The organism is Actinomadura luteofluorescens (assembly GCF_013409365.1).
Lineage (GTDB): Bacteria > Actinomycetota > Actinomycetes > Streptosporangiales > Streptosporangiaceae > Spirillospora > Spirillospora luteofluorescens.
The window spans coordinates 4,455,523-4,469,635 of the sequence record NZ_JACCBA010000001.1 but is presented as its reverse complement, the minus strand read 5'-3'; the positions used below and the strand labels follow the sequence as shown (position 1 = coordinate 4,469,635).

General features: G+C 74.6%; 14 protein-coding genes. 6 read left to right on the top strand and 8 right to left on the bottom strand.

Annotation, left to right across the window (positions count from 1 at the left end):
* Positions 1-54 precede the first annotated feature (54 nt).
* Positions 55-612: a dihydrofolate reductase family protein gene (locus BJY14_RS20705; protein WP_179845141.1), complete on the bottom strand. Its 558-nt coding sequence runs from the start codon at positions 610-612 to the stop codon at positions 55-57.
* 142 nt (positions 613-754) lie between these two features.
* Between BJY14_RS20705 and BJY14_RS20700 the strand changes: the two genes are divergently transcribed.
* The gene (locus BJY14_RS20700; RefSeq protein WP_179845140.1) at positions 755-3,439 is read left to right on the top strand and encodes an ATP-binding protein; all 2,685 of its coding nucleotides are present in this window, start codon (positions 755-757) and stop codon (positions 3,437-3,439) included.
* A 9-nt stretch (positions 3,440-3,448) separates the two neighbouring features.
* On the opposite strand, the gene BJY14_RS20695 is transcribed toward BJY14_RS20700, so the two are convergent.
* Positions 3,449-4,804, bottom strand: a complete 1,356-nt coding sequence (locus BJY14_RS20695) for a serine/threonine-protein kinase (RefSeq protein ID WP_179845139.1) — start codon at positions 4,802-4,804, stop codon at positions 3,449-3,451.
* Between the two features lie 168 nt (positions 4,805-4,972).
* Between BJY14_RS20695 and BJY14_RS20690 the strand changes: the two genes are divergently transcribed.
* Both BJY14_RS20690 and BJY14_RS20685 read left to right on the top strand, forming a co-directional pair.
* Positions 4,973-5,623, top strand: a complete 651-nt coding sequence (locus BJY14_RS20690) for a YoaK family protein (protein WP_179845138.1) — start codon at positions 4,973-4,975, stop codon at positions 5,621-5,623.
* Positions 5,624-5,670: 47 nt separating this feature from the next.
* Positions 5,671-6,120, top strand: coding sequence for a hypothetical protein (locus BJY14_RS20685; RefSeq protein WP_179845137.1), 450 nt, complete (start codon positions 5,671-5,673; stop codon positions 6,118-6,120).
* A 203-nt stretch (positions 6,121-6,323) separates the two neighbouring features.
* Here the strand turns inward: BJY14_RS20685 and BJY14_RS20680 are convergent, their stop codons facing one another.
* A complete protein-coding gene (locus BJY14_RS20680) occupies positions 6,324-7,196 on the bottom strand; it encodes a phosphotriesterase family protein (protein ID WP_179845136.1) in 873 nt (290 codons plus the stop codon).
* Positions 7,193-7,582 (bottom strand): carboxymuconolactone decarboxylase family protein, encoded by a 390-nt coding sequence (locus BJY14_RS20675; RefSeq protein WP_179845135.1) that lies wholly within the window; start codon positions 7,580-7,582, stop codon positions 7,193-7,195. The genes BJY14_RS20680 and BJY14_RS20675 overlap by 4 nt, the downstream gene beginning before the upstream one ends.
* A gap of 68 nt (positions 7,583-7,650) precedes the next feature.
* Here BJY14_RS20675 and BJY14_RS20670 point away from each other — a divergent pair, with 68 nt between their 5' ends.
* Together BJY14_RS20670 and BJY14_RS20665 are read left to right on the top strand one after the other, a co-directional pair.
* Positions 7,651-8,223, top strand: coding sequence for a CGNR zinc finger domain-containing protein (locus BJY14_RS20670; protein ID WP_179845134.1), 573 nt, complete (start codon positions 7,651-7,653; stop codon positions 8,221-8,223).
* Positions 8,224-8,326: 103 nt separating this feature from the next.
* On the top strand, positions 8,327-9,133 hold the full coding sequence (locus tag BJY14_RS20665; RefSeq protein WP_179845133.1) for an SDR family NAD(P)-dependent oxidoreductase: 807 nt from the start codon (positions 8,327-8,329) through the stop codon (positions 9,131-9,133).
* A gap of 39 nt (positions 9,134-9,172) precedes the next feature.
* Here the strand turns inward: BJY14_RS20665 and BJY14_RS20660 are convergent, their stop codons facing one another.
* Positions 9,173-10,645 (bottom strand): DHA2 family efflux MFS transporter permease subunit, encoded by a 1,473-nt coding sequence (locus BJY14_RS20660; protein ID WP_312879329.1) that lies wholly within the window; start codon positions 10,643-10,645, stop codon positions 9,173-9,175.
* A gap of 1 nt (position 10,646) precedes the next feature.
* Positions 10,647-11,219, bottom strand: coding sequence for an NADPH-dependent FMN reductase (locus BJY14_RS20655; RefSeq protein WP_179845132.1), 573 nt, complete (start codon positions 11,217-11,219; stop codon positions 10,647-10,649).
* 278 nt (positions 11,220-11,497) lie between these two features.
* Here BJY14_RS20655 and BJY14_RS20650 point away from each other — a divergent pair, with 278 nt between their 5' ends.
* The gene (locus tag BJY14_RS20650; RefSeq protein WP_179845131.1) at positions 11,498-12,622 is read left to right on the top strand and encodes a hypothetical protein; all 1,125 of its coding nucleotides are present in this window, start codon (positions 11,498-11,500) and stop codon (positions 12,620-12,622) included.
* Here the strand turns inward: BJY14_RS20650 and BJY14_RS46590 are convergent.
* Together BJY14_RS46590 and BJY14_RS20640 are read right to left on the bottom strand one after the other, a co-directional pair.
* The gene (locus BJY14_RS46590) at positions 12,593-13,048 is read right to left on the bottom strand and encodes a MerR family transcriptional regulator (protein WP_179845130.1); all 456 of its coding nucleotides are present in this window, start codon (positions 13,046-13,048) and stop codon (positions 12,593-12,595) included. The two genes, BJY14_RS20650 and BJY14_RS46590, sit on opposite strands and share 30 nt — an antisense overlap.
* Positions 13,049-13,067: 19 nt before the next feature.
* Complete coding sequence (locus BJY14_RS20640) at positions 13,068-14,081, bottom strand: MDR family NADP-dependent oxidoreductase (protein ID WP_218905523.1); 1,014 nt, start codon at positions 14,079-14,081, stop codon at positions 13,068-13,070.
* Between the last annotated feature and the right edge of the window lie 32 nt (positions 14,082-14,113).

The window sequence follows — 14,113 nt, the reverse complement described above, 5'->3', positions numbered from 1 at the left end:
TTCCCCGCCCAGGGGAGCGGCAGGCCCCCGGCGCCAGCGGTGCCGGGGGCCTTGTCAGGCCTGGCCGGCGGACGGCTTCACCCGGTACGACAGCAACACGATGCCGGAGTCGAACGTCCGTGTCTCGATGACGTCGAGCATGGCGCGGGTGTCCTGCCGGAAGAGCAGGCCTTCCTCGTCGGCCTTCCCGAGGAAGAAGGGGTGGACCCAGAACCGGAGTTCGTCGAGCAGTCCGTGCCGCATCAGGGTGTGGGAGAGACGCCCGAACCCGTACAGGAGGATGTCCCCGCCGGGCTGCTCCTTCAGGCGGGAGATCTCCTCGACCACGTCGCCGCCGATGATGACGGAGTTGTCCCAGTCGGCCTTTTCGAGCGTGGTCGAGACGACGTACTTCGTCACCGCGTTCATCTTGTCGGTGTAGGGGTCGCCGGAGCGCCCCTTCCATACCGAGGCGAAACTGTCGTAGGTGTGCCGGCCCAGCAGGACGCCGTCGCAACCGAGCAGCAGCTCGGTCTGCGCGCCGGAGTCGCCGCCCCCGAGGGACGGCCAGTCCTGCGGGTCCTGGATGACACCGTCGATCGAGACGAACATGGAGTTGATGATGCGTCGCACGGGATTCTCCGATCCGGACGTGTGTGGTTGATCGCCGTATGCCCGCAAGTCTCCGGGCAGCGCCCTGCCAGGACATCCGTGCCGCCACGGAGACGGCACGGAAGCCGCCACCGGAGTTCTCCGGATCCGTGAGACTGGCGTGATGACCCCCCAGCGTCCGGTCCAGGCGTCCAAGCGTGAGGCGGAGGTCCTCGCGGCGCTCGCCGAGCGGCTGTCGAACGTCCAGATCGCGGGCAGGCTCCACATCTCGGTGCGGACCGTCGAGAGCCACATCTCCTCGCTGCTGCGCAAGTACGGCGTGACCGACCGCTGGGAGCTGGCGGAGGAGGCGCGGCGCCGCACGCCCCAGCCGGGGCACGTCGCCGGCCTGCCGGCCGCGCGGACCACGTTCCTCGGGCGAGGCGAGGAGATCGCGACGGTGCTCGCCCTCCTGGAGAGGGAGCGGCTGGTGACCCTCCTCGGCCCCGGCGGGATCGGCAAGACGCGGCTCGCGGCGGTGGCCGCCAAGGCGGCGGCGCCCGCGTTCCCGCTCGGCGGTGCGTTCGTCGACCTCGTGCCGGTCGCCGACGCGTTCGTCGCGCAGGCGGTGGCGTCCGCGCTCGGCGTGACCGAGCGCCCCGGGCAGGCACTGGAGGACGTCATCGCCCGCCGCCTCGCGAGGGGCCGGACGCTGCTCGTCCTGGACAACTGCGAGCATCTCCTCGACGCCGCCGCCGGCTTCGTCGAGCGGCTGCTGTCGGCGTGCCCCACCGTGACCGTCCTTGCCACCGGGCGCGAGCGCATCGGCGTGCAGGGCGAGCGCACCGTTCTCGTCCCGCCGCTTCCGGCGGACACCGATGCCGGACGGCTGTTCCTGGACCGCGCCGAGGCGGCCGGCCCGGGGTTCACCGCCGCGCGCGCGGACGTCGCCGAGATCTGCCGCCGGCTGGACGGGATGCCGCTGGCGATCGAGCTCGCGGCGGCGCGCGGCGCGTCCCTCGGGGCGGCGGGGCTGCTGACGGCGCTGGAGGACGTGCTGCGGCTGCTGAGCGGAGGCCGCGGGGCGGTCGAGCGGCACCGGTCCCTGCGCGCGGTCATCCGCTGGAGTCACGACCTGCTGACCGAGGACGAGCGGGAGCTGTTCGAGTGCCTGTCGGTGTTCGTCGGCGGGTTCGACCTCGCGGCCGTGGGCGCCGTCGTCCCCGGCCTCGGCGCGGGCGCGGCCGCCGACCTGCTCGGGCGGCTGGTCGACAAGAGCCTCGTCGTCCGGGCGGCGGAGGGCCGCTGGCGCATGCTGGAGACGGTCCGCGCGTTCGCCGCGGAGCGGCTGGCCGCCGGTGCCGCGCAGGGGGCCGTCCGCGAGCGGTACCTGCGGTGGGCCGCGGGCACCGCCGCCGAGCTGGAGGATCGGCTGGACGGCGACTGGCGCGTCCGCTTCGACGCCGTCGCCGACGACCTGCGCGCGGCCCTCGCGGGCGCGCCGCCGGGCCGGGCGGACGTGCCGCACCGCCTCGCCCGGTCCCTGGGGCACCTGACCTTTGCCCGCCGGTTCCTCCGCGAGGCCCCCGGCCACTACCGGGAGGCGGCCCGGCGGGCGCCGACGCCGGACGAGGCGGCGCTCGACCTGCGGGACGCCGCGGACGCCGCACACGCCCTGATCGAGACCGGCCGGGCCTTCGACCTCCTGCTGGAGTCGGCGGAGCAGTCCCGCAGGGCGGGCGACGGCGACGGGGAGGCCGCCACCCTCGCGTTCGCCGTGGTGACCGCCGAGCGGCACCCTTCCGGGTTCGACGCCGAGATCCCCCACGAGCGCCTGCGGGCCCTGCTGGCCCGGGCCCGCGCGGCCGGGGACCTCCGCGACCGGGTCGTGGCCGCGCATCTCGCCGCCGCGAGGGCGTGGAGCCACGGCACCGAGAAGGTCACCCCGGACCCGTTCCTCGCCGCGGCCGCGCGTTCCGCCGCCCGGGCCACCGGCGATCCGGTGCTGCTGTCGGCCGCGCTGGACGCGTCCGGCATCGCCGCCCTGACCGCGGGCAGGTTCCGGGAGGCGCACCGGATCGCCACCGAACGCGTCGGCCTGCTCCCGGCGATGCCGCGCGACGTCCCCTACCCCGCCCCGGAGATCACGGACACCTACCACATGGCCACGGCCTGCGCCGTCGCGGCCGGCGACCTGCGCGCGGCGCTGTCGGCGGCCCGGCTCGCCGCGTCCGACGACCTCATCGGCGACCGGTCACCGGTCGCGATGGCCACCCTCGTCCAGGCGCTGGTCCTCATGGGCGACCTCGACGAGGCGCTGTCCCACGCGGACACGCTGTGGGAGGCCTGCGAGGACGCCGGAAGCCCGCTCGCGTGGACGGCGCCGTCGGTCGCCGCCGTCGCCCTGGCCCACGGACTTCTCGGCGACGAGGACGGCCTCCGGCTGTGGCGCGACCGCGCGGAGCGGATCGCCGGGGACGCCCGGTCCCGCTATCTGGCGTCCTACGCGGCGTTCGTCGATGCCCGGACCGCCCTGCGGGCCGTGCGGGCCGGGGAAGCTCCGGTGCTGGTGGAGCGGGCGTTCGCACCGTTCCCGCCCCAGGACTGGTACCGGGGGTACGCCCGTGCGGCCGGGGCCGAACTCGCCGTCGCCGCCGGCCTGCCCGACGCCCCGAAGCGCTTGGCCGCCGCGTCGGACGCCGCCCCGGAGAACGCGTGGGCCGCCGCCTGCCTGGCCCGTGCCTCCGGGCTCCTCCACCGCGACGTCGATGAGCTCACCGGCTCGGCCCGGTCGTGGGAGCACATCGGTGCCCGCCACGAGCACGCCTTCACTCTCGACCTGATCGAAGAGCTGCGCCCCCGCCGCTGAGCCGCCGTGTCACCCGACCTCGAGCTGCAGGAGGACGTCCCGCCGCGGATCCCCGACCGCGAGGACCCGCACGTTGGAGATCTTGGGAGCGGTGTCGGTCGCGACGGCCATCGTCCAGACCGACCCGTTCGCCTGCGCGACCGGCTGGCCGACGCTGGAGACGGAGCGGACCCTGGTCAGCCAGCGGGCGACCACCTGGACGGTCGGCCCGAGGTCCGATGCGGAACCGCCGCAGAACCGCGGGCAGCCCGAATAGGTGCGGCGGACCCGGCCCGCGTCGACCTTCTGCTCCTTCTTCAGGGTGAACCCGGTGGGCGCTCCGATGGCCGCCGCGTCCTTCCTGTTCGCCTCGTAGGCGGAGTCGCGTCGCATGGCGAAGGCGAGGCCGGTGCCCGCGACGACGAGCACCGCGAGCAGTGCCACAGCGATCAGGACCGCGCGTTTGGGACGGCCGGGCGCCGGTGACGGCGGCGCGGGAGGGGACGCGGCGGGTCCGTGCGGTGGAAGCGGACGAGTCGGCGGCGCCTCCGCGGCCGGTCCCGGCCGGGTGGAGGCGACGCGGCTCAGCGCGGCCCGGAGAGCGGCGGCGTCCGGACGTCCGGCCGGGTCCTTGTGGAGCAGCCCCTCCACCACGGGCTGGAGCGGGCCCGCGTTCCTCATCGGGGAGGGGGCCTCCGTGGCGATGGCCACCAGGACGGCGCCGGTGGCGGCGCCGGCGAAGGGCGGACGGCCCTCGACCGCGCTGTACAGCGTCGCACCGAGCGCCCACAGGTCCGTGGCGGCGGTGGCGGGCTGCCCGCGCACCTGCTCGGGCGCCATGAACGCCGGTGTGCCCAGCAGCGCGCCCGAGCGGGTGAGCGCGGTCTCGCCCTCCACCGCGGCGATCCCGAAGTCGGTCAGCAGGGCCCGTTCGCCCTCCAGCAGCACGTTGGCGGGCTTGAGGTCGCGGTGGACGATCCCGGCCTGGTGCGCCGCCACCAGAGCGTCGAGGATCTGGAGGCCGAGCGCCGCCGCGCGATCCGGTGCCAGCGTGCCCTCGCGCGCGAGGAGGTCGGCCAGGGAGAGCCCCGGCACGAGCTCCATGACGATCCACGGCTGGCCGTCCTCGGAGACGACCAGGTCGTGGACCGTGACGATGCCGGGGTGGCGCAGCCGGGCGGCGGCGCGCGCCTCGCGGTCCAGCCGCGCCGTCCAGGACGCCCGCTGCTCGGCGTCGAGATCGGGGGGCAGCCGCAGCTGCTTGACGGCCACCTCCCGGCCGAGCCGCGTGTCATGGGCGCGCCAGACCGTGCCCATGCCGCCCTGTCCCAGCGGTTCGGTCAGCCGGTACCGGTCCAGCAACACCTGCCCGAGATCATCAGCCACCGTAGGACGGTAACCCGGACGGCGGCGTCCTCTCCACGCCCGCTATCGACCGGCATGAGAGGGCGCCACGCCTCGCTCCTTTCCGTGACACGCCCCGGGTGGCTCGCGGGGTGCCGGTTCGAGGGTTGCGAGAATGCGTGCGTGCCTGAAACTCGAGGTCAAGGGCCCTTGCCGTCCTTGCTCGTGCTGCTCACGATCATGACCGGGCTGGTGGACTCGGTCAGTTTCCTGGAGCTCGGCAACGTCTTCGTCGCGAACATGACCGGGAACATCATCTTTCTCGGGCTGGGGCTGGGCGGCAGCGGGACGGAGATCATGCTGACCGCGGTGTCGACCGGCTTCTTCTGCGTCGGCGCGGTCGTGGGCGGTCGCGTCACCTTCACCCGGCCGGCGCACCGGGGCCGGCTGCTGGGCGCGGCCACCGCGGCGCAGGCGGTCGCGCTCGCCGCCGCCGCCGTGATCGTGGCGACCCTCGGTCACCGCCCCGACTCCGGCCGCCTCGCGACGATCGCCGTCCTCGCCGTCTCGATGGGCTGGCAGTACGCGATCGTCCGGCGGCTGGAGGTGCCCGACCTCAGGACGGTCGTGGTCACCACGACCCTCACCGCGCTGGTCGGCGAGCGCGGGCAGCACCGTGCGGCCCTCGCGCGCAGGGGCCTCTCGATCGCCGCTCTGCTGCTGGGCGCGGCCATCGGCGCCCTGCTCATCCGGCACGTCTCGGTGTCGGCTCCCCTGTGGTGCGCGGCCGTCCTGCTGGCGGTCGTCGCCGTCGCGTCCTTCCTCGCCGCGCGGCGGCCGGACGCCCGGAACTGGGCCTGACCGGGCGGGGCAGGTGGGAGGACGTGGATGCTGGGTAGCGCGACCGCATGGACAGAATCACGCGCGGGCTGACCGCCGGGGCGGCCGGGACCACCGCTCTGAACATGGTGACCTATCTCGACATGGCGGTCCGGGGACGGCCCGCCAGCAGCACGCCGGAGAAGAGCGTGGAGAAGCTGGCCGACGTCGTCGGGTTCGCTCTGGGCGAGGGCGAGGAGGCCGAGAACCGCAAGGCCGGGCTCGGGCCGATGCTCGGCTTCGGCACCGGCCTCGGCGCGGGGCTGCTCTACGGCCTGCTCGCCGGACGCAGGCGCTTCCCCCGGCTGGCCGGGACCGCCGTCCTGACGGGGCTGGCGATGGCCGGGTCGACCGCCCCGATGACCGTTCTCGGCCTGACCGACCCCAGGGAGTGGTCGGCGTCCGACTGGGCGTCGGACGTCGTCCCCCACCTGGCGTACGGGGCGGTGGCCGCCCTCGTCTACGAGGCTCTGGGCTAGCAGGCCCGGCCCACTTTGCTCGCCTGGCGGCTGTGTTTTCTCAGTCCCGGCCCACTTCGCTCGCCTGGCGGCTCGCTACGTGACCTGGCCTGGGCGAACGCGGCATCGCTTCGCGATCTGCCCGGTTTCGCTCGCCTTCGGCTTCGCTTCACCGGGCAGGTCACGCGTTCGTGCGCGTGGCTGAGGCGCCTTCGAAACAGGCTTTAGGGCCAGGGGGCGGCGAACGCTCTGGCCGGGTTCGTGGTGAAGATGGCCGTCGCCGCCTCGCGGCCCAGTTGCCGTTCGACGCGCGGGCGCAGGGCGCGCAGTACGTGGGGGATGCCCAGTTCCGCGCGTGCGCTCGCCGTCGTCGTGTCGCCTCCGAGCAGGAGCCGGTCGGTGTGGCCGGCTTCCGCGAGCGCGGCGAGGGAGGCGAACAGGTGCCAGTCGGTGGCGTGATGGGTGCGGGACGGGCCGTCGAACGCCAGGTAGGCGCCCGATTCCGCGGCGCGGCGGTGGACCCACGAATCGGGAGAGCGGTTGAGGTGACCGAGGATCACCCGGTCCGGCGGGACGCCGAGGGCCCCGCAGAGCAGGTCGAGGACGTCGAGGGCGGACGTCCCCTGCTCCAGGTGGACCCCGATGGGGGCGCCGGTCGCGTTCGACGCAGCGGCCGCCGCGGTCATGACGCGCCGGGCGTGGGCGTCCAGGCCGTGGAAGGCCGTGGCGACCTTGATCATGCCCGCCCGGCCGCGGGTCAGCTCGTCGGCGAAGAGGGTGTCCGGTTGGAGGCGTTCCAGCAGGTCGGCGTCGTAGTGGGCGGCATGGTGCAGGCCGGTGGCGGCGATGACGTGGACGCCGGTGGCGCGCGAGACGTCCGCGAGGTCGTCGATGCGGCGCCCCATCCCGTGGGGGGTCCACTGGGCGACCGCGCCGCCGCCGAGCCGGGCGAAGGCGCGCAGCTGGGCGGCGGCCGCGGCGGGGTCGTCGAGCTCCTCGCCCGGCAGCCGGGGCGAGCGGATGAAGAGGTGGTCGTGGGCGTCGCAGACGCCGAGGTCGCCGGGGGCGATGTCGCCGAGGACCGTCCTGATCCTCACAGCGCCGCCGCCGCCACGCGCAGGCCGGCGAGGGCCTTCGGGACGCCGACGTACGGCGCGAGGTGGACGAGCGCCTCCACGATCTCCTCGCGGGCCATGCCCAGCCGCAGGCAGGTCCGCACGTGCCCGGTGAGCTGCGGGTCCACGCCGCCCATCGCGGTGAGGGCGGCGAGGTTGAGCAGCTGCCGGTCGCGCAGGGACAGGCCGTCGCGCTGGTAGGTGCCGCCGAACAGGCTCGTGACGATCCAGTCGGGGAAGCCCGGCGCGAGGTCGTCGAGGCCGGGGAGGGCGGCGTTCTGGGCGGCCTCGTCCTGGAGGACGTCCAGCAGCCGGTAGGCCGCGTCCCGGTCGAGGCGGGTGCGGGTGAGGTGCTCGTCGAGCGGCATGGGATCTCCTCTGTAACGCTTGAATCGTTACCGTAGCACCGTAACGGGTCGAGCGTTACTCTGGTCGCATGAAGGTTGATCCGTCGGCGTTCCGGCTCGACTGCGGCGCGACCTGGCTGAACCTGCTCGCTACGCGCGGCCAGGCCTTCGGCGCGCGGTCGGTCGAGCGCCTTCCCGATCCCGGCCGGTTCGCCGAGTGGCTGGACCTCTGCGAGCTCGCCCCCGTCCGGCCGCCCGACCGGCACGACCTTGACCGGGCCCTTCTCCTGCGCGAGCTGCTGCGTCCGATCGCCCTCGCGACCGTGGACGGACGCCCGCCGGACGAGGACGACGTGCGTGGCCTCGCCGGCTACCTCGCCGAGGAGGACCCGGTCGACCTCTCGGCCGGAGTGCGGATCACCAGGTCCGCGCCCCCGACCGCCGCGGCGGCGCTGGGGCGCGTCGCGCGGCAGGCCGTCGACCACCTGACCGGACCCGCGCGGAGCGACCTCAAGGTCTGCCCCGAGGACGACTGCCGCGGCGTCTTCGTCGACACGGCCGGTCGCCGCCGCTGGTGCCCGTCCCCCGCCTGCGCCAGCCGCGGCCGGGTGCGCGCCCTGCGTGCGCGCCGCGCGGCCGAGGCGAAATCCCGGAACGCCTAGCTCCCGACGGGGCGCTCGCCGGTGCAACCGGTGGGAGGGGGGCGGGGTTCAGAGGGCGAGGCGCGTCCGGGGTGGGCGCGCCCGCCTGATGAGAGGGAGATCCATGGACCTGCGGCTTGCCGGACGCGTCGCGATCGTCACCGGGGCGTCGAAGGGGATCGGGGCGGCCGTCACGCGGACGCTGCTGGACGAGGGCGCCCGCGTCGTCGCCGTGTCCCGCAAGCCAGGCGGGGAGCTGGACGCGCTCGCCGGGCCGAACCTGCTGCACGTGCCCGCCGACCTGATGGACGCCGATGCCCCGGCGCAGGTCGTCGCGCGGGCCGTGGAGGAGTTCGGCCGGCTCGACGTCCTGGTCAACAACGCGGGCGGGCCGCCGCCCGGCGCGACGCTGCCCCGGTTCGGGTTCCTGACCCCGTCGGACGACGACTGGCGCGAGATGTTCGAGTTCAACCTGTTCGCCGTGGTCCGCGCGGTGCGTGCGGCGATGCCGCACCTGCTGGAGAGCGACGCGGCGTCGATCGTGAACGTCTCGTCGGGCAACGGACGGCGCCCCGGGCCGATGAACTTCGACTACAACGCGGCCAAGGCGGCGCTGAACAACCTGACGAAGGGGCTGTCGGAGGAGTTCGCGCCGCAGGGCGTCCGCGTCAACTCGGTGTCGCCGGGCCCGGTCCGGACGCCGTGGTGGACGGACGAGGGCGGCGCCGCCGACATCATCGCCGGGGCCACCGGCTCCGACCGCGACGCGGTGCTGGACGGCGGCGCGGCCGAGATGATGAGCCTCACGACGGGCCGTCTCGCGACGCCGCAGGAGGTCGCGGACGTGGTCGTGCTGCTGGCCTCGCCGCGGTCGGCGAGCACGACCGGGGCCGACTTCGCCGTCGACTCCGGCTTCCTCAAGGAGGTCTGAGCGCCCCCGGTCCCCGGCCGCCGGCCGGGGACCGAGGTGTCAGCGGACGGGGCGGCGCGGCAGCAGCAGTGCCGGAACCAGCGCCAGGGCGATCATGCCGACCGCGAACAGGTAGGTGTGCTGGAACGCCTCCGCGAGCGGTCCCGCGACGGCCCGGCGCGCGTCCGGGTCCAGCCCGTGGACGGCCTGGAGCGCGCCGCCCCGCCCGTCCGGCGCCAGGCCGCTCATCAGCGACGACAGCACGACCGACGCCGTCGCCATCCCGATCGCGCCCGACATGGTGTTGACCAGGTTGACCGTCGCGCTCGCCGCCGGGGCCCGGTCGTGCGGCAGGCCGCGGGTCGCCGCCGTCATCGCGGGCATCATCGTCGCGCCGCCGCCCGCCCCCATCAGCAGCATCGTCGCGCACAGCCCCCAGTAGGGCGCGTCCGCGTCGAGCTGGACGGTGAACAGCGCGAACCCGGCGAAGGCCGTCGCGACCGACACCGGGACGAGCCGCCCGGGCGGCACCCGGTCGGCGATCCGGCCCGCGACCTGCATCACCGTCCCGGAGCCGAGCGCGAACGGGATGCCGAGCACGCCCGCCATCGTCGCGCTCTCGCCGCGCACGACCTGCAGGTACAGCGGGAGCAGCAGCATCGAGCCGAAGTAGCCGAACGAGAACAGGGCCAGCGTGCCGGTCGCCGCGGCGAACGTCCGGTCCCGGAAGCCGCGCAGGTCGATCAGCGGATGCCGGGCCGTCAGGGCCCGGACGGCGAACGCGGCGATCAGCACCGCGCCCGCGGCCATCGGCACCACGACGCCCGGCGAGCCGAACGCGCCGCGGTCGCCGCCCGTCGTCACGCCGTACAGCACGGCGGCGATGCCGGGTGAGAGCATCAGCAGGCCGGGGACGTCCAGCGGCTTCGCCTCCGCCGGGACGTCGCGCGGGAACAGCCGCGAGGCCAGCGCCACCACGGCCGCCGCGACGGGCAGGTTCACGAAGAACATCCACCGCCACGACACCTCGTCGATCAGCCAGCCGCCGAGGACGGGCCCGGCGAGCGGCCCGACGAGGATCGCCAGCCCGAGGGTGCTCATCAGCCGGCCGAGCCGCTCGGGCCCGGCGGAGCGCAGCAGGATCGTCATGCCGACCGGCATCACCAGCCCGCCGCTGAACCCCTGCACGATCCGGAACGCGATCAGCGACTCGATGTTCCACGCCAGCCCGGCGAGCAGCGACCCGGCCCCGAACGTCGCGATCGCGCCCAGGTACAGCCGGCGGGCGCCGAACCGGCCGACCGCCCACGCGCTGGACGGGATCACCGCGCCGAGCGCCAGCGAGTACCCGGTCGCCACCCACTGGATCGTGCCGAGCGGGGCGCGGAACTCCTGCGACAGCCGGTCGATCGCGACGTTCACGACCGTGGTGTCCAGCGTGATCATGATGGAGCCGAGGACGAGCACGAGCACGACCGCCATCGGGTCCGGCGCCGTCCGGTCCCGCGGCGGGGCCTCGGCCGTCGCGGTCACCTCAGCCCCCGTACGGGCGGACGGCCCGGGCGTCGCGCAGCGCGTTCCCCCACCAGGCGAGCTGGTCGAGCATCCCCTTGGCCGCCCCCGACGCCCCCTCGGGGTCGTTCGGCCGGCCGTCGTCCCCGAACCAGTTCCACGGGTGGTGGAAGCTGACGGTGTCGCGGACGGTCACGGCGTGCAGTTCGGCGAAGACGCCCCGCAGGTGCTCGACGGACCGCAGCCCGCCCGCCAGCCCGCCGTACGACACGAACGAGACGGGCTTGGCCCGCCACTCGTGGAAGTGGGTGTCGATCAGGTTCTTCAGCGTGCCGGGGAAGCTGTGGTTGTACTCGCAAGTCACCACGACGTAGGCGTCGGCCTCGTGCAGCGTCCGGGTCACGCTCGCGAACCCCTCGGACGGCGGCGCCCCCAGCGCGGCGGGCGGCGGCTCGTCCGCCACGTCGACCACGTCGACGGCCAGGTCGTCGCGCTGCCGGGCCTGCTCGGCGAACCAGGTCCCCACGGTCGGCCCGAACCGTCCCTCCCGCGTGCTCCCGATGATGATCGCGACGCGCAGCGGTGCCTTGGTCATATGGTCTCTCCCTCGAAGGCGCGGCATGGTGACGCGTCCGAAGCTACGGAGACCACCGCCGGCGGCTCATCTGTCAGATGACTGGGCGCCCTACCTGTTCACGGCCGGGGGCTCTCGCCGGCCGCCTCCGCCTCCGGAGCCGCACCGGCCCGGGACGAGGCGGGCGGGTGCTCCTGCCGGCGGAGACCCGGCTGGTCACCGCGGTGTTCCGGGGCGCCTTACGATCGGGGGATCCAGTCCTCCGCACCGGAGCGCCAGGGATGTCGGGAGGGGCCGCCGTGGATCTCCTACTCAGCTATGTACTGGGGCTCGCCAGTGCCCTGCCCTTCCTCTACGTCTTCCGGACGCGGCGTTCGGAGGCGCCGGCGAAACCCACCGCCGTCGCGGCCGACGCCGTCCGGGACGGGGGTGGACCGACACCGGACCGGCGGCTCGCCGAACTCGCCGAAACGGTCATCGGGCTGGGCGAGGAGATCGGTCGGCTCACCTTCGACCCGGCCGCGCCGGACGTGCCGCCGGAGTCCCTGGCGGACTACCGGCGTGTGCTCGACGGCTACAGCGGCGCCACGGACGCCCTCGACTCCGGTGACTTCGAGCAGGTCCGCCAGGAACTCGCCCATGCCAGGAACGCCCTGGTCCGTATGGATGCCCGCGCCCACAGGCTGCCGGTGCCCGTAGACGTCTCCCGCGCCGCACGCGAACGCGGAGGGCCGCCAAGCCCGCAGCCGTTGCAGGACCGGCGGTTCTCCTACTCGGGGAGCAACGAGCGGGAGTACACGATCCCGATCGACTGGCCCGAGCCCGGCCGGTCGGCCATCATGGAGGTGACCAGGAACGGTACGGGATCCACCGAGTTCAACTCCGTGCTTGTCATGGCCGAGCAGAACAGGCCGAAGACCCTCAGGGTTCGCATCCTCGGGGGCAGCGCGCGGGCTCGCTTCTACCTCGCCACGACCCCGGACAGCTTCGAGGCCCCCACGCACCTGCGGATCGCTCCCTCTGAAGTGCACCGGGGCACCGGGACATGGACGGTCCGGCTGCATCCGCTCAGCGAGGCCGTGGAACTGGTCCGCGAACACCAGGGGAGCGGTGCCGAGGTACTCGTCCACCATGCACGGGCACCGGCCGTCCTCGGCATCCACGTCTCCGGCCCGTCCGGATGGGAGGTCGAGTACCGCTGTCTGAAGAAGCACGGTCGCTGGGAGCGGTGCCGGTTCGGCAGGCTTGAGACCTTGATGTACGACTTTCTGGACGAAGACCGCAAGAGTGCCCGGATCTGTGGGCCCGGGTTGATCGTCGTCCACGCGGCGGAGTCGGCCCGGTGGTCGTTGTCCGTCGCGCCGCCGCGGCCTGCGCCCCCTTCCGGTCCGCTGTCAGGGATTCGTCGGCTGTTCGAGATCTGAGGCACGCGGCGGTGTCCGTCGCGGCGGCGGTGCCCCCGGCGCGGCGGGCGGCGGCTCGTCCGCCGCGTCGCCGATCCGGGCGGCGAGCGCGTCGCGCAGTTCCGTCAGGCGGGCGATCTCGGCGTCGAGGACGGCGAGGCGGCGCCGGGCGACCCCGGTGCTCCGCGTGCAGCCGGGGCCGCCGTAGGGCGGGAGCGCGTCGCCGTCCAGCAGGTCGAGCCGGTCCGCGCAGCCGCGGACGTCCTCGATGGTCAGGCCCAGCGACAGCAGCCGGCGGATGGTCAGCACGCGGGCCACCTCGCGGGGGCCGTACCGGCGCTGCCCACTGGCGGTGCGGGACGGCGGGGGCAGGAGGCCGCGCTGCTCGTAGAACCGCAGTGCTCGCGGGGTGGTCCCCGCCGCCGCGGCGGCGTCGCCGATCCGCATGGGGGCTCCTCTCGGGACGTCACAGCTCGACGATGACGGCTCCCAGGTGCCGTCCGCCGATCAGTTCCTGCAACGCCCGCGGGGCGTGCTCGATGCCCGCGACGCGCACGTGCGGGAAGGTGAGGTCGCCCGAGCGCAGCCAGGCCCCGACGCGCTCGGTCCATTCGGGGCGAGGACCGGCGTCGTCCAGCCCGCCGAAACCGCGCATCTCGATGCGCTTGGCGATGAGCTGGAACGTGTCGATCTCGACCGGGGCGGTGGTGCCGGAGCGGTCCGGTGCGAGCTGCCCGGCCAGCGTCCCGACGAGGACGAACCGCGCGCCGGGCCTGGCAGCGGTGATCGCGGCCTGGAGCTGCTCGCCGCCGACGTTGTCCACGAGGACGTCGATCCCGCCGGGCGCGGCCTCCGCCAGCTGCTCGGCGATGGGCCGCCCGCCCCGGACCACCGCCGCGTCGTATCCCAGTTCGGACACCAGGCGGGCGGCCTTGTCCGGCGAGCCGGTGCTGCCGACCACGCGGTCCGCGCCGAGCAGGCGGGCGATCTGACCGGCCAGCGAGCCGACCCCGCCCCCGCCGCCGGAGACGAACACGGTGTCGCCGGGGCGGACCCGCGCGTCCCGGGCCAGCGCCGTGTACGCGACGCCCGCCTGGCCGAGGTGCGCGGCCGGATCGGGCAGCGTGCCGTCCAGCGGCGCGCACTGGCCGGCGGGCATGACGGCGTGCTCGCGCCACCCCAGCCAGTGCCGGACGAGGTCGCCGGGACGGAGCCCGGCGACCCCGGGCGCCGCGACGACCTCGCCGACCGCCGCTCCGAACAGGGTGTCGCCCGGACGCAGCGGCGGGAAGGGAGTGCCCTTCACGCCACCGCCGATCAGGGTGCGCAGCGAGGGGAAGACCTGGAAGTAGCGGTTGCGGACCAGCACCTCCCCGTCCGCCGGCACCGGTACCGGCACGTCCACGACGCTGAAATGCTCCGGCCCGGGCAGCCCGTCGGGGAGGGCGGCGAGCTTGACCGCGCGCGAGGTTCGGGGCATTGACGGCATCGGACGCTCCTCAGGGCAGGGAC

Excerpts from the sequence above, each read along its gene's own strand:
- BJY14_RS20700 (WP_179845140.1), top strand. The coding sequence starts at position 755 with ATGACCCCCCAGCGTCCGGTCCAGGCGTCCAAGCGTGAGGCGGAGGTC.
- BJY14_RS20685 (WP_179845137.1), top strand. The coding sequence starts at position 5,671 with ATGGACAGAATCACGCGCGGGCTGACCGCCGGGGCGGCCGGGACCACC.
- BJY14_RS20675 (WP_179845135.1), bottom strand. The coding sequence starts at position 7,582 with ATGCCGCTCGACGAGCACCTCACCCGCACCCGCCTCGACCGGGACGCG.
- BJY14_RS20670 (WP_179845134.1), top strand. The coding sequence starts at position 7,651 with ATGAAGGTTGATCCGTCGGCGTTCCGGCTCGACTGCGGCGCGACCTGG.
- BJY14_RS20665 (WP_179845133.1), top strand. The coding sequence starts at position 8,327 with ATGGACCTGCGGCTTGCCGGACGCGTCGCGATCGTCACCGGGGCGTCG.
- BJY14_RS20655 (WP_179845132.1), bottom strand. The coding sequence starts at position 11,219 with ATGACCAAGGCACCGCTGCGCGTCGCGATCATCATCGGGAGCACGCGG.
- BJY14_RS46590 (WP_179845130.1), bottom strand. The coding sequence starts at position 13,048 with ATGCGGATCGGCGACGCCGCCGCGGCGGCGGGGACCACCCCGCGAGCA.
- BJY14_RS20640 (WP_218905523.1), bottom strand. The coding sequence starts at position 14,081 with ATGCCCCGAACCTCGCGCGCGGTCAAGCTCGCCGCCCTCCCCGACGGG.